General features: G+C 31.4%; 16 protein-coding genes and 1 pseudogene. 16 read left to right on the forward strand and 1 reads right to left on the reverse strand.

Going from position 1 to position 22,108, the window contains the following annotated elements; translation table 11 throughout:
* Window positions 1-28 precede the first annotated feature (28 nt).
* From accD to pyk, 4 genes are all read left to right on the forward strand, one after another.
* Window positions 29-886, forward strand: a complete 858-nt coding sequence (accD, locus tag NST35_RS05415; RefSeq protein WP_001832673.1) for an acetyl-CoA carboxylase, carboxyltransferase subunit beta — start codon at window positions 29-31, stop codon at window positions 884-886.
* Window positions 886-1,830: an acetyl-CoA carboxylase carboxyltransferase subunit alpha gene (locus NST35_RS05420; protein ID WP_002486755.1), complete on the forward strand. Its 945-nt coding sequence runs from the start codon at window positions 886-888 to the stop codon at window positions 1,828-1,830. Before accD ends, NST35_RS05420 begins: the two co-directional genes overlap by 1 nt.
* Window positions 1,831-2,007: 177 nt before the next feature.
* On the forward strand, window positions 2,008-2,976 hold the full coding sequence (pfkA, locus tag NST35_RS05425; RefSeq protein WP_032604474.1) for a 6-phosphofructokinase: 969 nt from the start codon (window positions 2,008-2,010) through the stop codon (window positions 2,974-2,976).
* A gap of 23 nt (window positions 2,977-2,999) precedes the next feature.
* Entirely contained in the window at window positions 3,000-4,757 is a 1,758-nt protein-coding gene (gene pyk, locus NST35_RS05430; protein ID WP_002446660.1) for a pyruvate kinase, read from the forward strand.
* 449 nt (window positions 4,758-5,206) lie between these two features.
* Here the strand turns inward: pyk and NST35_RS05435 are convergent, their stop codons facing one another.
* Window positions 5,207-6,565, reverse strand: a complete 1,359-nt coding sequence (locus NST35_RS05435) for an amino acid permease (RefSeq protein ID WP_002446659.1) — start codon at window positions 6,563-6,565, stop codon at window positions 5,207-5,209.
* A gap of 347 nt (window positions 6,566-6,912) precedes the next feature.
* On the opposite strand from NST35_RS05435, the gene NST35_RS05440 reads away from it, so the two are divergent.
* The 12 genes and pseudogenes from NST35_RS05440 (at window position 6,913) to dnaI (ending at window position 21,793) form a co-directional block, all read left to right on the forward strand.
* The gene (locus NST35_RS05440) at window positions 6,913-8,034 is read left to right on the forward strand and encodes a citrate synthase (protein WP_002446658.1); all 1,122 of its coding nucleotides are present in this window, start codon (window positions 6,913-6,915) and stop codon (window positions 8,032-8,034) included.
* A gap of 42 nt (window positions 8,035-8,076) precedes the next feature.
* The gene (gene icd / locus NST35_RS05445) at window positions 8,077-9,345 is read left to right on the forward strand and encodes an NADP-dependent isocitrate dehydrogenase (RefSeq protein ID WP_002457811.1); all 1,269 of its coding nucleotides are present in this window, start codon (window positions 8,077-8,079) and stop codon (window positions 9,343-9,345) included.
* Between the two features lie 414 nt (window positions 9,346-9,759).
* A complete protein-coding gene (locus tag NST35_RS05450; protein ID WP_001830897.1) occupies window positions 9,760-10,470 on the forward strand; it encodes a response regulator transcription factor in 711 nt (236 codons plus the stop codon).
* Window positions 10,470-12,167, forward strand: a complete 1,698-nt coding sequence (gene pnpS, locus NST35_RS05455; RefSeq protein ID WP_002446656.1) for a two-component system histidine kinase PnpS — start codon at window positions 10,470-10,472, stop codon at window positions 12,165-12,167. The genes NST35_RS05450 and pnpS overlap by 1 nt, the downstream gene beginning before the upstream one ends.
* Window positions 12,168-12,476: 309 nt before the next feature.
* Entirely contained in the window at window positions 12,477-15,107 is a 2,631-nt protein-coding gene (gene polA / locus NST35_RS05460; RefSeq protein WP_002457810.1) for a DNA polymerase I, read from the forward strand.
* 15 nt (window positions 15,108-15,122) lie between these two features.
* Window positions 15,123-15,995: a bifunctional DNA-formamidopyrimidine glycosylase/DNA-(apurinic or apyrimidinic site) lyase gene (gene mutM, locus NST35_RS05465; RefSeq protein ID WP_002446654.1), complete on the forward strand. Its 873-nt coding sequence runs from the start codon at window positions 15,123-15,125 to the stop codon at window positions 15,993-15,995.
* A 15-nt stretch (window positions 15,996-16,010) separates the two neighbouring features.
* A complete protein-coding gene (coaE, locus tag NST35_RS05470; RefSeq protein WP_001830774.1) occupies window positions 16,011-16,622 on the forward strand; it encodes a dephospho-CoA kinase in 612 nt (203 codons plus the stop codon).
* Window positions 16,623-16,997: 375 nt separating this feature from the next.
* Window positions 16,998-17,381 (forward strand): annotated as a pseudogene (locus NST35_RS05475) (transposase); the annotation flags it as partial.
* Between the two features lie 105 nt (window positions 17,382-17,486).
* Entirely contained in the window at window positions 17,487-18,512 is a 1,026-nt protein-coding gene (gap, locus tag NST35_RS05480) for a type I glyceraldehyde-3-phosphate dehydrogenase (protein WP_002446650.1), read from the forward strand.
* 519 nt (window positions 18,513-19,031) lie between these two features.
* The gene (gene nrdR / locus NST35_RS05485; RefSeq protein ID WP_001830825.1) at window positions 19,032-19,502 is read left to right on the forward strand and encodes a transcriptional regulator NrdR; all 471 of its coding nucleotides are present in this window, start codon (window positions 19,032-19,034) and stop codon (window positions 19,500-19,502) included.
* A complete protein-coding gene (locus NST35_RS05490; protein WP_002457808.1) occupies window positions 19,503-20,873 on the forward strand; it encodes a replication initiation and membrane attachment family protein in 1,371 nt (456 codons plus the stop codon).
* The gene (gene dnaI, locus NST35_RS05495) at window positions 20,873-21,793 is read left to right on the forward strand and encodes a primosomal protein DnaI (protein ID WP_002496768.1); all 921 of its coding nucleotides are present in this window, start codon (window positions 20,873-20,875) and stop codon (window positions 21,791-21,793) included. The genes NST35_RS05490 and dnaI overlap by 1 nt, the downstream gene beginning before the upstream one ends.
* The last annotated feature ends 315 nt before the right edge of the window (window positions 21,794-22,108 follow it).

The following is a 22,108-nucleotide window of genomic DNA, read 5'->3' on the forward strand; positions in this document are numbered from 1 at the left end:
GTAACAGAGGATATTTGGAGGTTTACCAATGTTTAAAGATTTTTTTAATCGAAGTAAGAAAAAGAAATATTTAACAGTTCAAGATTCTAAACAAAATGATGTACCTGCTGGTATAATGACAAAATGTCCTAAATGCAAAAAAATAATGTATACAAAAGAATTGAATGAAAATTTAAATGTATGCTTTAATTGTGATCATCATATAGCTTTAACCGCATATAAAAGAATAGAAGCAATTTCAGACGAAGGGTCATTTATAGAATTTGATAGAGGTATGACATCTGCTAACCCATTAGACTTTCCTGGATATGAAGAAAAAATTGAAAAAGATCAGCAGAAGACTGGACTTAATGAAGCGTTAGTGTCTGGTACTGCGAAATTAGATGGAATACAATATGGTGTTGCAGTTATGGATGCTCGTTTTAGAATGGGAAGCATGGGCTCAGTAGTTGGTGAAAAAATATGTAGAATTATTGATTATTGTACAGAACATCGTTTGCCATTTATTCTGTTTTCTGCGAGTGGTGGAGCTAGAATGCAAGAGGGAATTATTTCTTTAATGCAAATGGGGAAAACTAGTGTTTCTTTAAAAAGACATTCTGATGCAGGACTATTATATATTTCTTACATAACTAATCCCACTACTGGAGGGGTTTCTGCAAGTTTTGCTTCGGTTGGGGATATTAATTTAAGTGAACCTAAAGCACTAATCGGATTTGCTGGTAGACGTGTTATAGAACAAACAATTAATGAAAAGTTGCCTGATGATTTCCAAACTGCTGAATTTTTACTAGAGCATGGTCAACTTGATAAAGTCATTCATCGAAAAGATATGCGTGAGACTTTATCAAATATTTTAAAAATCCATCAAGAGGTGAGTAACTAATGTTAGATTTTGAAAAACCACTTTTTGAAATTAGAAATAAAATTGATTCTTTAAAAGAATCTCAAGAAAAAAACGAAGTTGATCTTCAAGATGAAATAGATATGCTGGAAGCATCATTAAAAAGAGAAACAACAAAAGTTTATACTAATCTGAAACCTTGGGATCGTGTTCAAATCGCTCGTTTACCAGAAAGACCAACCACATTAGATTATATTTCCTATATTTTTGATTCATTTATTGAGTTACATGGCGATAGAACTTATAGGGATGATCCAGCAATGATTGGTGGAATTGGTTATCTAGATGGTAAGCCAGTAACAATTATAGGCCAACAACGTGGTAAAGACACGAAAGATAATATTTATCGTAATTTTGGTATGGCTCACCCTGAAGGGTATAGAAAAGCTTTGCGTTTAATGAAACAAGCAGAGAAATTTAATCGTCCAGTATTTACTTTTATAGATACTAAAGGGGCTTATCCGGGTAAAGCAGCTGAAGAAAGAGGTCAAAGTGAATCAATTGCAAAAAATTTGATGGAAATGGCTTCATTAACTGTACCAGTTATTGCTATTGTTATTGGTGAAGGTGGAAGTGGCGGTGCTTTAGGTATTGGAATCTCAAATCGTGTTCTGATGCTTGAAAATAGTACTTATTCAGTTATTTCACCTGAAGGTGCAGCTGCACTTTTATGGAAAGATAGTAACTTAGCTCAAATTGCCGCTGAAACTATGAAAATCACTGCACATGATTTACTAGATTTAGGTATCATAGATGAAGTGATTAATGAACCTCTTGGTGGTGCACAAAAAGATGAAGAAGCGCAAGCCTTATCAATTAAGAAAATGTTCCTTAAACATTTAAATGAATTGAAGCAACTCACACCTGAAGAATTAGCAAATGATCGTTTTGAAAAATTTAGACAAATTGGTTCGGTTGTGGAGTAATTTTGTATAGCTATTAGTCTAATTGTTAGGCTTTTAGCTCTTTTTTTTATGTTGTAATAAAAATTACATTTTTAAAACGTTTACATCTATGAATTGTCTTTCTTTTAATGGAACGTTAAAAAAATTTATGGTAATTTAGAGTTGAAGATAAATCTAGTTAAGGAAAGGTATGTCGTCATGAAGAAGATTGCAGTTTTAACTAGCGGAGGAGATTCTCCGGGTATGAACGCTGCTGTTCGTGCAGTGACTCGAACAGCAATTTACAATAATATTGAAGTTTATGGTGTTTATCAAGGTTACCAAGGTTTACTTGATGATGATATTCATAAGCTTGAATTGGGTTCAGTAGGGGATACAATACAACGAGGAGGAACGTTTCTCTTTTCCGCAAGGTGCCCTCAATTCAAAGAAGAGGATGTACGTAAGAAAGCTATTGAGAATTTACGTAAGCGTGGTATCGAAGGTTTAGTTGTCATTGGAGGAGATGGCAGCTATAGAGGGGCACAACGAATTAGTGAGGAATGTAAAGAAATTCAAACAATTGGTATTCCAGGTACAATTGATAATGATATTAATGGTACGGATTTTACAATTGGTTTTGATACTGCATTAAACACTATTATTGAATCAGTCGATAAGATTAGAGATACGGCATCAAGTCACGCAAGAACGTTTATTGTTGAAGTTATGGGGCGTGATTGTGGAGATTTAGCATTATGGGCTGGATTATCTGTAGGAGCTGAAACGATTGTTTTACCAGAAATCAATACAGATATTAAAGATGTAGCTGAAAAGATTGAACAGGGTATCAAAAGAGGAAAAAAACATTCTATCGTTATGGTTGCAGAAGGTTGTATGAGCGGCCAAGAATGTGCAGATGAGTTAACGAAGTATATTAACATTGATACACGAGTTTCAGTGTTAGGTCACATTCAACGTGGCGGTAGCCCATCTGGTGCTGATCGAGTATTAGCTTCTCGACTTGGCGGATATGCTATTGAACTTTTAAAACAAGGCGAGACAGCTAAAGGTGTTGGCATTAGGAATAATCAATTAACTTCTACACCGTTTGATGAAATTTTTGCTGAAAGTGATCGCAAATTTAATAGTCAAATGTATGAATTAGCAAAAGAATTATCAATTTAAATTTATTTGGGAGGATTATAAAAATGAGAAAGACTAAAATTGTATGTACAATAGGACCAGCTTCAGAATCAGAGGAAATGCTCGAAAAGTTAATGAATGCAGGAATGAACGTTGCGCGTTTAAATTTCTCACATGGTAGTCATGAAGAACATAAAGCAAGAATTGATACAATTCGTAAAGTTGCTAAACGTTTAAATAAAACAATTGGCTTGTTATTGGATACTAAAGGGCCAGAAATTCGTACGCACAATATGAAAGATGGGCTTATTGTTTTAGAAAAAGGCAAAGAAGTCATTGTAAGTATGGATGAAGTTGAAGGAACACCTGAAAAATTCTCTGTAACATATGAAAATCTAATCAATGATGTCAATATTGGTTCATATATACTATTAGATGATGGTCTAGTTGAACTTCAAGTCAAAGAAATTAATAAAGATAAAGGCGAAGTTAAATGTGATATCTTAAATACTGGTGAATTAAAAAATAAAAAAGGTGTTAACTTACCTGGTGTTAAAGTTAATTTACCTGGTATCACTGATAAAGATGCCGATGATATCAGATTTGGTATAAAGGAAAATGTAGACTTTATAGCTGCAAGTTTTGTAAGACGTCCTAGTGATGTTTTAGATATCCGTCAAATTCTTGAAGAAGAAAAAGCAGAAATAACAATTTTCCCTAAAATTGAAAACCAAGAAGGTATCGATAATATTGAAGAAATTCTTGAAGTATCTGATGGATTAATGGTAGCACGTGGTGATATGGGGGTTGAAATTCCGCCAGAAAGCGTACCAATGGTTCAAAAAGATTTAATTAGAAAATGTAATAAATTAGGAAAACCTGTAATTACTGCGACTCAAATGCTTGATTCTATGCAACGTAACCCACGTGCGACACGTGCAGAAGCAAGTGACGTAGCTAATGCAATATACGATGGTACTGACGCGGTAATGTTATCAGGAGAAACTGCAGCAGGTCAATATCCAGAAGAAGCTGTTAAAACTATGCGCAATATTGCAGTTTCTGCAGAAGCAGCGCAAGACTATAAAAAATTATTAAGTGATCGTACTAAATTAGTTGAAACATCATTAGTCAATGCAATTGGTGTTTCTGTTGCACATACTGCCTTAAACTTAAATGTAAAAGCTATAGTAGCAGCAACTGAAAGTGGTTCAACAGCACGTACAATTTCTAAATATCGTCCACATTCAGATATCATTGCTGTAACACCTAGCGAAAAAACTGCTAGACAATGTGCAATTGTATGGGGAGTAAATCCTGTAGTTAAAGAAGGACGTAAAACAACTGATGCTTTACTAAATAATGCTGTAGCAACAGCAGTCGAAACTGGTAGAGTTTCAAACGGAGATTTAATTATTATTACTGCTGGTGTACCTACTGGAGAAAAAGGAACTACAAATATGATGAAAATCCACTTAGTAGGTGATGAGATTGCTAAAGGCCAAGGTGTTGGTAGAGGATCTGTTGTAGGCCACGCAATTGTTGCAGATAGTGCAAGTGACTTAGAAGGTAAAGATTTATCTGATAAAGTTATCATTACAAATTCTGTTGATGAAACATTAGTACCATATGTTGAAAAAGCTATAGGTCTAATTACAGAAGAAAATGGTATTACTTCACCAAGCGCAATTATAGGTTTAGAAAAAGGTATACCTACTGTTGTTGGTGTAGAACAAGCAACTAAAGAAATTAAAAATGATATGTTAGTGACTTTAGATGCGTCACAAGGTAAAGTGTTTGAAGGTTATGCTAACGTTCTTTAATTTAACAAATGATAAATTAAAAAAGAAGATTTGATAATCACAAAGCTTTAAAGCTATTCATAAGAGAGCCTGGAACATTGATTTATGTTCCAGGCTCTTATTATTAGGGTAGTTAATTATTGAAATTAAAAATGATTAAATCAACCTTTTTCAATACTAGTTATCGATTTTAAGGTAAAACATCAAATGTCATCTGTATCCTAATTTATTCTTTTTATAACTTACAAAACAAATTATAAAAAATTAAATATATAGGGATTTTTCTATGTTTGACTAATAAAAGTAATAGAAGAATGATTCATTGAAAAATAAAAATTGAAGAAATTATCAAGATAAGATCAGAGGCTTCTAGATGACATCAATTAGTAAAAAGTAAGAAAAGTATATCACTAAAACAAATTAAAAAATCGACACTAGTAATCAGAAATTACTAAGTGTCGATGTAAATTTTATCGTGCTTCTTTATTAGCTTTTTTGTATCTTAAGTACATTAAACCTAATAAAATAAACCAAATAGGCGTGCAGTAAATCGCTCTTCTTGTATCAACATTAATAAATAACAAGGCAAATACAAAAACAAAGAAAATAAGAATAAGGTATCCCATGTATTGACCGCCTGGTAGTTTATATGTTGCTTTCTTATGAAGTTCTGGATTTTTACGACTATAGTTAATATAAGCAATAATAATTAATGCCCAAACCACAACAAATAATACTGTAGAAATCGTAGTTACATAAGTAAATACAAGTGTTGCATCAGGGAATATGTAATTCAGTAGCGCTGCAATTAACAATAAAGCTGATGATGCAATGATCGCTTTATGTGGCACACCATGTTTATTAGTACTAGCAAATGTTGGTGGTGCTTGATTTTGGTTTGAAAGTCCATAAAGCATTCTGCTGTTTGAGAAAATACCACTGTTACATGAAGAGGCAGCAGCTGTTAAAACAACGAAATTAATTATTCCTGCTGCAAATGGTATACCAATTAATGCAAACAGTCTAACGAATGGACTATTATCTGGATCTACTTTATCCCATGGAATAATAGACATGATGACTGCTAATGCACCTACATAAAAGATTAAAATTCTAATAGGTACACTATTGATAGCTTTAGGTATAGTTTTTTCTGGATCTTTTGTCTCGCCTGCAGTAACACCAATCATTTCAATACCAACAAATGAGAACAATGCCATTTGGAATGACATAAAGAATCCAGAAGCTCCTTTTGGAAAAATTCCATGTTGATACAAATGAGTTAAACTTGTGTTACCAAATGGTGTCTTGAATGCGAATAAAATCATGATTACACCTATAACGATTAATGCAATGATTGTAACTATTTTGATGATTGCGAACCAGAATTCAAGCTCACCAAACAACTTTGCACTTAATAAATTGAAAGACATTAGAATAAGTACACAAAATAAAGCACTAATCCAATTAGGTATGTCTGGGAACCAAAAACTTATATATTTGGCAACTGCAGTCACTTCAGCCATACCAGTAATAATCCAGCATAGCCAGTAAGTCCAACCAGTTACAAATCCTGCGAACGGTCCTATATATGTGTTGGTCACGTCAGCAAAAGATTTGAAGTTCGTATTTTGAATAATAATTTCTCCCAATCCACGCATGAACATAAATAACATGAACCCTATAATAATATAAGTAAGTAATATTGAGGGACCAGTCATTGCGATAGTTTGTCCGGCACCTAGGAACAGACCAGTTCCTATAGCACCTCCGATGGCAATTAATTGAACATGTCTATTGCTCAATTCTCTTTGTAAATTCTCAGCCATAAGACAACTCCCTTACTATAAGATATATATATTATGCACTTATAATGCAATTTATACAATTCTTTTCGAAAAAAAGTGTGAAAATTCACCATAATTATTATTAATATTTTTTAATCATTCTTGATAACTAAACGAAAAGACATAATCAATTGTGATTTTTTGGAGGAGATAAGTATGGGGAAACCTGTGTTGTTAGGGGTTTTAGAAGGCAAATATTATAAGTGGTGACTAGTGATTTTTCTTGTACTGATATGAGAATGTTTTTAATGTTTCACAAATTGTTTGAATTTAGCTATAATATTTATTGAAAGCCATTTCATAAAGAAACAGTAAAGGGGAAATTTATCATGGCAGAATTAAAAAGAGGTTTAGAAGGGGTTATTGCAGCTGAAACTAAAATTAGCTCAATAATTGACAGTCAGTTAACATATGCGGGCTATGATATTGACGATCTCGCAGAAAACGCGCAATTTGAAGAAATAATTTTTTTACTATGGAATTATAGACTTCCTAATGAAAAAGAGCTAAGTGAATTAAAAGAAAAATTATTTGATTATATGACTCTTAACACTAGAGTATACAAGCATTTTGAGGAGTATGTGACAGATCATGTACATCCAATGACTGCTCTACGTACATCAGTATCTTATGTAGCTCATTTTGATCCAGAAGCGGAAAATGAATCTGATGAGAATAAATATGATAGAGCTATTCGTATTCAAGCTAAAATCGCTTCTTTAGTAACGGCTTTCGCTAGAGTTAGAGACGGTAAAGAACCTGTTAAACCTAATTCTGAACTTAGTTATGCAGCAAATTTCTTATATATGTTAAGGGGAGAACTACCAACAGAAGTTGAAGTTGAAGCATTTAATAAGGCATTAATTTTACATGCTGATCATGAACTTAACGCATCTGCATTTACAGCACGTTGCGCAGTATCTTCGTTATCAGATATGTATTCAGGTGTTGTTGCAGCTATTGGTTCATTAAAAGGACCATTACATGGTGGCGCAAATGAACGAGTGATGTCAATGCTTAAAGAAATAGGTAGCATTGATAATGTTGATCACTATTTAGATGAAAGATTTGCAAATAAAGATAAAATTATGGGCTTTGGTCATCGTGTTTATAAAGATGGTGATCCAAGAGCTAAATATTTAAGAGAAATGAGCCGTAAAATCACTGAAGAAACAGGGCAAAGTGAACTGTTTGAAATGTCATTAGCCATTGAGAAGAGAATGAAAGAAGAAAAAGGACTTATTCCTAATGTCGATTTCTTTAGTGCTACAGTCTATCATAGTATGAATATTCCACATGATTTATTCACACCAATATTTGCAGTAAGTCGTGCTTCTGGTTGGATTGCTCATATTTTAGAGCAATATCGAGACAATAGAATTATGCGACCAAGAGCTAAATATATAGGTGAACAAAATCGTAAATATGTGCCTATTGAAGAAAGATCATAAAATAAATTAGTATTATAACTTAAAAATATGGAGGTTAATTGTATGTCTGCAGAAAAAATAACACAGGGTAAAGATGGTTTAAATGTACCTAACGAACCTATTATTCCGTTTATTATTGGTGATGGTATTGGACCTGATATTTGGAAAGCAGCTAGCCGAGTAATCGATGCAGCTGTTGAAAAAGCGTATAATGGAGAAAAACGTATAGAATGGAAAGAAGTTTTAGCAGGTCAAAAAGCTTACGATGAAACTGGAGAATGGTTGCCACAAGAAACGTTAAAAACAATTAAAGAATATTTAATTGCTGTTAAAGGTCCTTTAACAACTCCAATTGGTGGTGGAATTCGTTCGTTAAACGTAGCACTGAGACAAGAGTTAGATTTATTTACTTGTTTACGTCCGGTACGTTGGTTCAAAGGCGTTCCTTCACCGGTTAAACGACCTGAAGATGTTGATATGGTTATTTTCCGTGAAAATACCGAAGATATATACGCAGGGATAGAATTTAAACAAGGTACGTCAGAAGTAAAAAAAGTTATCGATTTCTTACAAAATGAAATGGGAGCAACAAATATTCGTTTCCCTGAAACTTCTGGTATTGGTATAAAGCCAGTATCCAAAGAAGGTACAGAACGTTTAGTAAGAGCGGCTATTCAATATGCACTTGATAATGATCGTAAATCAGTAACTTTAGTTCATAAAGGTAATATTATGAAATTTACTGAAGGTTCATTTAAGCAGTGGGGCTATGATTTAGCTCATAATGAATTTGGTGATAAAGTGTTTACATGGCAACAATATGATGAAATTGTTGAACAAAAGGGTAAAGATGCTGCGAATGAAGCACAAAGTAAAGCTGAACAAGAAGGTAAAATTATTATTAAAGACTCTATTGCTGATATCTTCTTACAACAAATATTAACACGTCCAGCTGAACATGATGTTGTGGCAACTATGAATTTAAATGGTGACTATATCTCTGATGCTCTAGCAGCTCAAGTTGGAGGCATTGGTATTGCACCTGGTGCTAACATTAACTATGAAACTGGACATGCTATTTTTGAAGCAACACATGGTACTGCACCTAAATATGCTGGTTTAAATAAGGTTAATCCGTCATCAGAAATTTTAAGTTCAGTTTTAATGCTGGAACATTTAGGTTGGCAAAAAGCCGCAGATAAAATCACTGACTCTATTGAGGCAACAATTGCTTCAAAAATCGTAACATATGATTTTGCACGTCTTATGGATGGTGCAAAAGAAGTTTCAACATCTGATTTTGCTGATGAACTAATTAAGAATATTAGATAACTTTTTTATAAAAATTTCAAAGAACCTGAGACATAAAATATTAGTGTCTCAGGTTTTTTTGTATGATCAATGAATTTAAAATAAGCCTAACATTTTTTTACTTCATTGCGACCCAGTAGATAGAATATCATCAATAAATTGTACAAACACAGCAAGTTGGAATTGGGATAGAAATGTTTATTTAATACAAATTTAACCCACTTCTTATCTTGAACAATCACTCTGTTTAAATTTCATATTTCTTTTAATAAAGTTTCCTTCAAGAAAATATAAGTCGACGTTACTATCATGCATAATTATTACGGGTAAAATTATAACTTTTATTAAGATTATGTAAATTTGATGTGTAGCTATATTATTTCCATTTAAATATCAGTTATAATATAAATGTATAAAAAGATTAGGAGGCACACTATGTCACAAAAAATATTAGTGGTTGATGATGAGCAATCCATCGTGACCTTACTAAAATATAATTTAGAAACAGCAGGGTATATAGTCGAAGTCGCTTATGATGGTGAAGAGGCATTGAAAAAAGTTGAAACAGAACAACCGGAACTAATTGTATTAGACGTTATGTTGCCAAAAAAAGATGGTATAGAAGTATGTAAAACAATCAGGTCTGATAAAAATTTAGTACCGATTTTAATGTTGACAGCAAAGGACGATGAATTTGATCGGGTTTTAGGACTAGAACTAGGTGCTGATGATTATATGACAAAACCATTTTCACCTAGAGAGGTAGTTGCCAGAGTTAAAGCAATATTAAGACGTTCTCAATTTGTTAATGAAATTGAAAAAGAAGATGTTGATGATGAAGATATTATCATTGGTTCAATTAGAATACGACCTGAATTCTTTGAAGTCTATAAAGAAGATGAATTATTAGAATTGACGCCAAAAGAATTTGAATTGTTATTATATTTAATTGAAAGACAAGGAAGAGTTATTACCCGAGAACATATGTTGAATTCAGTGTGGAATTATGAATTCGCTGGAGATTCTCGAATTGTTGATGTACATATAAGCCACTTAAGAGATAAATTGGAAGAAAATCCTAAGCAACCTAAATTGATAAAGACTGTACGTGGTTTAGGTTATAAACTGGAGAGACCTAAAGCTTAATGTTGAAGTTTCATCTGCGTTTATTACTATTAATTAGTACTATTACAATCATTAGTTTTATTGGTTTAGGCGCTATCATTCACAACACAATTTATCAAACATTAACTAGTAATCAAATTAAAAGCTTAGATAGTGAAGCTCGTAATTATATTAATCTCTTTAATAATAATAAAGAGAAAGAAATCACTAATATAGCTCATAATGAAAAAAATATCATATTAATAAAAGAGAACGATAAAGATAAAATTATTTACTCAAGTGGAAATATTAAAAATATTGACCATAGAATTGATAATGAAGCTAATCCTTCGAAATTAATCAATAAAAATACAAAACTCGGTATGCGTTACACCTATAAGAATACAATAGATAATAAAACAATATACATAAGTGGAATTAATAATGAAATTATTGATTTACAAAAGGATTTATGGAAATATTTGTCTATTGTTGGAGTCATTGTATTATTTACAGTTTATTTAGCAAGTAGAAGTATCAATCGAACATATATTAGACCTATCAATGAAGTAACTTATGCTACATCACTTCTTGCAGATGGATATTACCATGTTCGTGTTCCAGAAAGTAATGTGAAGGAAACTAGAGCATTATTTGTGACTACGAATGACTTAGCGCGACGATTGCAAAAATTAAACAATAGTCAAAAAATTCAATCCAATAGATTAAAAACTACCTTAGAAAATATACCGAGTTCAGTACTGATGATTGATAAACATGGAGAAATTGTAGTTGCTAATCATGCTTATTATCAGGTGTTTAACCCTGATCAAATGGTAGAAAATAAAAGTTACATTGGTTTCATAGATGATAGTATCGAAAAATTGATTATTGAAAGTTTTAGAACTGAAAAAGTTATCTATGAACAATTAGAAGTTGATATTAATAACGTACATACTAAATATTTCGATGTATCTTGCATCCCCATTTTAACTAAATCTAAAAAAAATTTACAAGGTATGGTGGTTGTGCTTCATGACATTACTAATTTGCAGAAATTAGAAAACCTTAGAAGGGAATTTGTTGCTAATGTGTCACATGAACTCAAAACACCGATTACTTCAATCAAAGGTTTTGCAGAAACTCTGATTGAAGGTGCTAAAAATGATGAACAATCGCTTGATATGTTTTTAAATATTATTTTAAAAGAATCTAATAGAATAGAGTCATTGGTTACAGACTTATTAGATTTATCACATATTGAACAGCAAAAAGAACTTGAAATAAATTACATGAATTTGTCTGAATTAGCTATTAATATAATAGATAATTTGCAAACACAAGCACAAAATAAGAGAATCAAAATACAATCTGAAATCGAAAAAGATGTTATCATTGAGGCACATGAAAATAAAATAGCGCAAGTTATTACTAATTTACTATCAAATGCTATAAATTATTCCTCAGAAGATAATAAGGTAATAGTAAGAGTATATAGAAATGACAATAAAGTTTATTTAGAGATTCAAGATTATGGTATTGGTATAAGTGAAACAGATCAAAAGCGTATATTTGAACGTTTCTATCGTGTAGATAAAGCGAGAAGTAGAGATTCAGGTGGTACAGGACTTGGTCTTTCTATAACAAAACATATTGTTGAAGCACACAATGGTAGAATAGACGTTAAAAGTGAACCTGGCAAAGGTTCGATATTCAAAGTTCTATTTAATGATAATTAAATTTGAGGGCACTACATTGTTGGTACAGACAAAGTGGTGTCCTTTGTTGTAGTGATTATTTTAGAAATATAATGTTAAGACTTATGCTATTAATTAAAATCAAAATACATCTTGTCATTGACAGACATAAGATGAGTGCAAACTCATAGATGGGAAATTTTTAAGAAGCATTTAACTTAATATTTTTTTAGCATTTATAAGTTAACTATTAGTAATAGTTAATGCGTAGTGAGTACTAAACTCGCTTACTCGTTATGTATTTGTATATATGCTAAAATATATGTAAATCTGTTCTGGAGGTTACGTATTTTGAATAAATTAGTATTAATAGATGGTAATAGTTTAAGCTTTAGAGCGTTTTATGCTCTTCCTTTACTTTCAAACCATGCAGGTATTCATACAAATGCAGTTTACGGCTTTGCTATGCTTTTAGAAAAAATAATTAAAGAAGAAAAACCGAATCATTTTTTAGTTGCATTTGATGCAGGTAAAACGACTTTCAGACATTCTAAGTACAGTGAATATAAAGGTGGTCGTCAAAAAACGCCACCTGAACTAAGTGAACAATTTCCATATATTCGTCAACTATTAGATGCGTATCATATTAAAAGATATGAACTTGATAATTATGAAGCTGATGACATTATAGGAACATTAAGTAGACAAGCTGATGAAGCTGATTTTGAAACTATTATTATTACAGGTGATAGAGACTTAACTCAATTAGCCACTGATAATGTTACAATATATTATACAAAAAAAGGTGTTACCGATGTTGATCATTATACACCTGAATTTATAGCAGAGAAATATCAGGGTTTAGTGCCGAAACAAATTATCGATATGAAAGGTCTAATGGGGGATACCTCTGACAATATTCCTGGAGTCGCTGGTGTCGGCGAAAAGACGGCAATTAAATTACTTAATCAATTTGAGTCAGTAGAAGGGGTCTATGAACATATTGAGGAGGTTACTGCAAAAAAATTAAAAGAAAAACTCATTAATAGTAAAGATGATGCCCTAATGAGTAAAGATTTAGCAACAATCAATGTTCACAGTCCGGTTGAAGTATCATTAGAAGATACAAAATTAACTCTTCAAGACGACACTGCAGAAAAAATTGAACTATTTAAAAAGCTAGAATTTAAACAGCTACTAGCAGATATAGACACATCTTCTAATAATGAAGAAGTTATAGATAAGACTTTTGAAATTGAGCAAGACTTTCAAAATGTAGATTTTAATGATTTAAATGAAGCGGTAATACATTTTGAACTCGAAGGCACTAATTATCTTAAAGACGCTATTCTTAAATTTGGTTTTTATACAAATCATCAACATGTAGTGATAAATGCTGATGATGTAAAGGATTATAAAAATTTAGTTCAATGGCTTGAAGATAAAAATACAACTAAAATTGTCTATGATGCAAAAAAGACTTATGTATCTGCTCATCGATTAGGGATCAATATAGAAAATATTGAATTTGATGTTATGTTAGCAAGCTATATTATTGACCCATCACGTTCTATTGATGACGTTAAATCTGTTGTAAGTTTATATGGACAAAATTATGTAAAAGATAATATTACAGTTTTTGGGAAAGGTAAGAAACATCATATACCTGAAGAATCAATTTTAAACGAACACATTGCCTCCGTGACAGAAGCTATATCAGCTGTAACTCCAATCATGAAATCACAGTTAGAAGATTATAATCAAATTGAATTGTTGAAAGATTTAGAATTACCATTAGCAAGAATTTTAAGTGAAATGGAAGAAATTGGTATATATACCGATATCAATGATTTGAAAGAAATGGAATTCGAAATTCAAAAAAAATTAGATGTATTAATTTCCAATATTCATGAGTCTGCTGGTGAAGCATTTAATATAAATTCTCCTAAGCAATTAGGTGTTGTTTTATTTGAAACATTACAATTGCCTGTCATTAAGAAGACCAAAACGGGCTATTCAACAGCTGTAGATGTATTAGAAAAACTACAAGGTGAGCATCCTATTATAGATGATATTTTAGAATATAGACAACTTTCTAAGTTGCAATCTACGTATGTAGAGGGATTACAAAAAGTAATAAGCAAAGATCATAGAATTCACACACGTTTTAATCAAACGCTTGCTCAAACTGGTAGATTATCTAGTGTTGATCCTAATTTACAAAATATACCTATACGATTAGAAGAAGGAAGAAAGATTAGAAAGGCTTTTAAACCAACTTCTAAAGATAGTGTGATTTTATCTGCTGATTATTCACAAATTGAGTTACGTGTACTTGCGCATATCACGCAAGATGAAAGTTTAAAACATGCATTTATAAACGGACATGATATTCACACTGCAACAGCAATGAAAGTATTTAATGTTGAATCTGATCAGGTTGATAGTTTAATGAGACGTCAAGCAAAAGCTGTTAACTTTGGTATTGTTTACGGCATCAGCGATTATGGATTGAGTCAGAGCTTGGGTATCACTAGAAAAAAAGCTAAAGCATTTATTGATGATTATTTAGCTAGTTTTCCAGGTGTAAAACAATATATGTCTGACATTGTTAAAGATGCAAAAGCACAAGGTTATGTAGAAACACTACTTCATCGTCGTCGATACATTCCTGATATAACAAGTAGAAACTTTAATTTAAGAAGTTTTGCAGAAAGAACAGCAATGAATACGCCCATTCAAGGTAGTGCGGCTGACATAATAAAATTAGCAATGGTTAAATTCAGTGAAAAGATTAAAGAAACTAAATATCATGCTAAGTTATTATTACAAGTTCATGATGAACTCATATTTGAAATACCAAAATCAGAAGTAGAAGATTTTAGTAAATTTGTAGAAGAAATTATGGAACAAGCATTAGTGCTTGATGTACCTTTAAAAGTAGATTCTAATTATGGTGCAACATGGTACGATGCTAAATAAAGAAAGGATAATATCATGCCTGAACTACCTGAAGTTGAACATGTTAAAAGAGGTATTGAGCCATTAATAAAAAGTGCAAAAATAGAGAAAGTAACTTTTGCTAAAAATGTAATTAACGGTAAGAATAATCACCGTGAGACGATTATAAAAGGTATGGAATTAGATACTTTTAAAAAACTTACTGAAGGTTATGTTATAAAAAAAGTTGAAAGAAGAAGTAAGTACATTATATTTTATATAGCCTATCATGACGAAGACAGAATCTTAGTTAGTCATTTAGGTATGGCAGGCGGTTTTTTCGTTGTTAATAACCTTGATGAGATAAGTACACCGAATTATCGAAAGCATTGGCAAGTCATTTTCGATTTGGATAATGATCAAAAATTAGTCTATTCTGATATCAGACGGTTTGGGGAAATCAGAAATATAGTCAATTTTGATAGTTATCCCTCTTTATTAGAAATCGCTCCAGAACCATTTGAAGAGGTGGCATTTGAACACTATTTAGAATGTTTGACTTTGAAAAAATATAAGAACAAACCAATAAAACAAACGATTCTTGATCATCGTGTTATAGCAGGAGCTGGAAATATCTATGCCTGTGAAGCTTTATTCAGAGCTGGTATTACTCCGGATAAAATTACAAATTCACTCACTAAACAAGAAAGAAAGTCTCTCTTTTATTATGTTCGAGAAGTTTTAGAAGAGGGTATAAAATATGGAGGTACTAGTATTTCAGATTATAGGCACGCAGATGGTAAAACAGGACAAATGCAATTACATTTAAATGTATATAAACAAAAAAAGTGCAAGGTTTGTGGTCATTCGATTGAAACAAAAGTGATAGCTGGAAGAAATAGTCATTTTTGTCCAAACTGTCAGAGATAAAGGAAGAGTGAAATAATGTCTAAAGTGATTGGGATAACAGGTGGTATTGCCACTGGAAAATCAACTGTTTCAGAATTATTAACAGCATATGGGTTTAAAATCGTAGATGCTGATATTGCTTCACGCGAAGCAGTTAAAAAAGGATCTAAGGGACTTGAACAAGTTAAAGAGATTTTTGGGGAAGAAGCAATTGACGAAAATGGTGAGATGAATCGTCAATATGTAGGAGAGATTGTTTTTAATCATCCTGACTTACGCGAGGCTCTTAATGAAATAGTTCATCCTATAGTAAGAGAGATAATGGAACAAGAGAAAAACAATTATCTTGAACATGGATATCATGTAATTATGGATATCCCATTGTTGTACGAAAATGAATTACAAGATACTGTAGATGAAGTTTGGGTGGTTTACACTTCTGAAAGTATTCAAATCGATCGTTTAATGGAAAGGAATAATTTATCATTAGAAGATGCTAAAGCACGTGTATATAGTCAAATATCTATAGATAAAAAAAGTAGGATGGCAGATCATGTGATAGATAATCTAGGTGATAAATTAGAACTTAAACAAAATTTACAAAAATTACTTGAAGAAGAAGGGTATATTCAATCTGAGAGTGAATAGTAAATATAATGAAAATCGTATAGAATGCTTTTATATTGTTATCACTAAGTGTATGTATTATAAATAAATAATTACATATTAAACACTAACAATTAGAGCCACAAATTAGGCTGGGACATAATTCCTAGCAAAATAGCCAGTAAATGAGTTTTTATAAATTCATTTACTGGCTTCTTTATTTACAATACTTCGTATTGTTGGCTCGCTTTCTTAGGGGACAGCTTCATCCTGTAGTCTTTAGCTTGTCCTATTTTCTCATGAGTTTCGCTCAAATACTTTGTATTTATATGTAATTTAACATTGAAATACTTTCAAAATTAAGGTCCTTTCGTATAATTTAACAAATACCACTAAACTAAATTAACGAGGTACCTTATGTATAAAGATTATAATATGACTCAACTTACTTTACTAAAGGAAACTTCAGTACATATTCCCACACATGATATGTCACAATATGCGAATGATATTGTTGAAACAATTCCCGATACTGAATTCAGACCCATCGTTTCGCAACATTATAGCATCCCAATATGATGTTGAAAGTAGTGTTATATGCCTACACATAATCTGTATTTTCGGGTAGAAAAATTTCTTAATGATAGTATTCGAATGATGTGGTTTTCACAAATTCAAAATTCTTCTTATAAAACGATTAATCGATATAGAGTAAATACAAAAGTAGATGTTTTATTAGAATCCTTATTTATTCAATTCCATAGTCAATGTTTGAATCAAAATCTTATAAATGATAAAGCTTAATTTATATTTATAGATAAATTTGTCAGTAAACGCTTTCATTTAAAATTTAATATGTTATACTATTTCCATAAAGTATAACATATAAAACAAGGGGTGCTTTGAATGGCAACGAATATTGCAATTAACGGTATGGGTAGAATAGGTAGAATGGTGTTACGAATAGCACTAAATAATAAAAATTTAAATGTGAAAGCGATTAACGCTAGTTATCCACCTGAAACAATTGCACATTTACTTAATTATGATACGACGCATGGAGTTTATGATAAAAAAGTTGAACCGATAGAAAGTGGTATTAAAGTGAATGGACATGAAATTAAATTACTTTCTGATCGCAATCCAGAAAATTTACCATGGAATGAGATGGATATTGATGTTGTTATAGAAGCTACAGGTAAATTTAATCACGGAGATAAAGCAGTTGCTCATATTAATGCAGGTGCTAAAAAGGTATTACTCACTGGACCGTCTAAAGGTGGAGACGTTCAAATGATTGTTAAAGGAGTCAATGATAATCAACTTGATATTGATACATACGATATCTTTAGTAATGCATCTTGTACTACTAATTGTATCGGTCCAGTTGCAAAAGTCCTCAATGATAAATTTGGAATCATAAATGGTCTGATGACAACAGTTCATGCGATAACAAATGATCAAAAAAATATTGATAATCCTCACAAAGATTTAAGAAGAGCACGTTCTTGTAATGAAAGTATTATTCCAACCTCAACAGGTGCTGCTAAAGCACTTAAAGAAGTATTACCTGAAGTTGAAGGTAAACTTCATGGAATGGCTTTAAGAGTACCAACAAAAAATGTCTCTCTCGTTGATTTAGTTGTTGATTTAGAACAGAATGTTACAGTTACACAAGTTAATGATGCATTTAAAAATGCCGATTTAACAGGTGTTCTTGATGTTGAAGAAGCTCCTTTAGTTTCTGTAGACTTTAACACAAATCCTCATTCAGCTATTATTGATTCTCAATCTACGATGGTTATGGGACAAAATAAGGTGAAAGTTATCGCTTGGTATGATAATGAATGGGGTTATTCGAATAGAGTTGTTGAAGTAGCTGACAAAATTGGACAATTAATTGATGATAAAGCAATGGTAAAAGCTATTTAACTGAATATTTATACTTGCACTAAACCTGAGATAGCCATATTATCTCAGGTTTATTTATATACAAATAGCCCTAAACAAAGTTGAAGCACCATTGATGTTATTATAGATAACCAATTAGCTTTAGACATATTACTAGATACTTTCTTTATAGAAAAATAATCCATAGTCATTATTTATTAATCAAGTTGAGATGATTTTGAAATGAGGTGATTTTAACGAATCATCTTTTAAATTATAATTTAATAATGGTACTTTTGGTCGTATTTATAAAATTGTGTAGTACACTTAAATGATTGAAATTCATTTAATATGTTTAATCACGTTAAAATGTAATATTTTTAATAAATAACATATTACACTAAAACCTTTATTTATAAGATATATTTTCCTTTTTTACACATAGTGGTGTTATCAATGTATCATTACATTCTTTCATTTATAGTTGTAATTGACCTTTCTTTTTTACACAGTACTTTTATAGTATAATGTACGGTGATCAAACTTGGGAGGGTGATATATATGAAATGCCCAAAATGTAATTCTACACATTCCAGAGTGGTTGATTCAAGACATGCAGATGAGGCCAATGCGATTAGACGTAGAAGAGAATGTGAAAATTGCGGAACGCGTTTTACAACATTTGAACATATTGAAGTAAGTCCATTAATAGTAGTGAAGAAAGATGGAACTAGAGAACAATTTTTAAGAGAAAAAATATTAAATGGTTTAGTAAGATCTTGCGAGAAACGACCAGTGCGTTATCAACAACTTGAAGACATTACTAATAAAGTGGAGTGGCAACTTAGAGATGAAGGACAAACTGAAATTTCTTCTAGAGAAATTGGCGAGCATGTTATGAATTTATTAATGCATGTTGACCAAGTTTCTTATGTAAGATTTGCATCTGTATATAAAGAATTCAAAGATGTTGATCAACTCTTAGAGTCAATGCAAGGTATCTTGAGTGATAATAAACGGAGTGATAAATAAATGGGGTTACAAACCTATGAATATGGTCTAAAACCACAAGATGGATTTGAGGTGATTACACATTTCGAATTCACCTCACAACATTTAGATATTTTAAATCGACTATTTACCCCTTTAATTGGAGTTGAATCAATAGGACTCTATCATTTTATGAGTCAATTCATAGACGAAAGTCAACAACTCGGGTTAACGCATTATATATTCATGAATGAACTAAAAATTAACTTATTAGATTTTAGGGAGCAAATGGACAATTTAGAGGCTATTGGATTGATTAAAACATTTGTAAGGCATGAAGAAAAGTATTCTCACTTTGTTTATGAGTTAATTCAGCCTCCAACAGCCTATCAATTTTTTAATGATCCTATGTTATCAGTATTTTTATTTAGTGAGGTTGATAAAAAGCGTTATCAAGCACTTAAATCTTATTTCGAAAAAGATGAGAAAGATTTAAGCAAATATCAACAGACCACTAGAAAATTTACAGAAGTATTCAATGTACCTAAAAAGGTCAATGTTTCAGATCAAATTAATTTAAAGCAAATCAAACATTATAATGGCATAGATTTATCTAATGAAGCTTTTGATTTTGAAATGTTGAGACAGATGTTGAACCATCATTTTATTAGTAATGAAATTATCGATAAAGAAGCTAAGAATTTGATTATACAACTTGCGACGCTTTATGGGATTACTGAAGATGGCATGAAAAATGTTATATTAAACTCCATTACCAGTGCACAACAGTTATCTTTTGAAGAAATGCGTAAGCAAGCTAGAACTTATTATCTGATTGAACATGATAATCAATTGCCTAAATTAGAGCATCAAACACATAAAACTAACGATGAAAAAAAAGATCGACACGCAAAAGATACTACAAATGATTGGTTACAACTGCTAGATGAAACAAGTCCGATTGATATGTTAGCAAGTTGGTCTGATTCAGAACCTACACAGTCGCAAAAAAGTATGATAGAAGAATTGATTAACCGTGAAAAAATGAATTTTGGTGTAATCAATATACTTTTACAGTTTGTTATGCTAAAAGAAGATATGAAGTTGCCAAAATCTTATATTTTCGAAATTGCTTCTAACTGGAAGAAAATTGGTATTTCAAATGCCAAACAAGCATATGAATACGCATTACAAATTAATCAACCTAAAAATTATGAAACACATTCTAATGATAAATGGCAGAACAATCGTGGAAGACAAAATCAATTTTTATCCAAAGAAAAGACGCCTAAATGGCTTCAAAATAGGGACAATCAAGAAGATAATAAAGATATAAATGATGACACTCTCGAAGAAGATCGACAAGCATTTCTTGAAAAGTTAAATCAAAAGTGGAAGGAGGAAGATAATTAATGAAAAGTTTCAGAAATATCATGGGCGATTCTCAAAATCTGGATAAACGTATACAAAAAATAAAACAAAATGTGATTAATGATCCTGACGTTAAACATTTTCTTGAGAAAAATCGTAGTAATTTAACTAATGAGATGATAGACGAAGATTTAAATGTTCTTCAAGAGTATAAAGACCAACAAAAAGTCTATGATGGACATCGCTATGATGATTGTCCGAATTTTGTAAAAGGACATGTTCCTGAACTATATATCGAAAATGAAAGAATCAAAATTAGATATCTACCTTGCCCGTGTAAAATAAAACATGATGAGGAACGATTCGATTCACAACTTATTATATCTCACCATATGCAAAGAGATACACTTCATGCAAAGCTAAAAGATATTTATATGAATAATCGAGAGAGACTTGATGTAGCAATGGCAGCTGACAAAATCTGTACAGCAATTACTAATGATGAAAAAGTAAAAGGATTATATTTATATGGTCCTTTTGGTACAGGAAAATCATTCATATTGGGTGCTATTGCAAATCAACTTAAATCGCAAAAGATTTCATCAACTATTGTATATTTACCAGAATTTATACGCACTTTAAAAGGTGGTTTTAAAGACGGTAGTTTTGAAAAAAAATTACAACGTGTGAGAGAAGCTAATATTTTGATGTTAGATGACATTGGCGCAGAAGAAGTCACACCGTGGGTAAGAGATGAAGTGATTGGTCCTTTATTACATTATAGAATGGTACATGAACTTCCTACATTTTTTAGTTCTAATTTTAATTATAGTGAACTTGAGCATCATCTTTCAATAACTAGAGATGGCACTGAAAAGACTAAAGCAGCTAGAATTATTGAAAGAATTAAAACTTTATCGTCACCTTATTATTTGACTGGTAAAAATTATAGAAACAATTGAATTTTAAAGTATGTGGTGTATAATAGAGATAAATCTTAATCGTTGAAACTATTGAAGATACGATAATTTAATCTCTGTTACACAGAAAGTCATTAACTGATGAGAATATGGCTAACACATTAAATTATTACTACTTCGTTATTATTGATATTTGTAATGAATATCCGGCTCAAGACCGTTATCTTATGTAGAGTATAGTATATGACTGATCACGCATGTTTTTCATATACTTAACTAGGGTGGTACCACGACAAACTCGTCCCTTGCTAGGGGGCGAGTTTTTTTATGCTCAGTAAAGTCAATTTATTCAATAAG

Source organism: Staphylococcus sp. FSL W8-0304 (genome assembly GCF_038006565.1).
GTDB classification, from domain to species: Bacteria; Bacillota; Bacilli; order Staphylococcales; family Staphylococcaceae; genus Staphylococcus; species Staphylococcus epidermidis.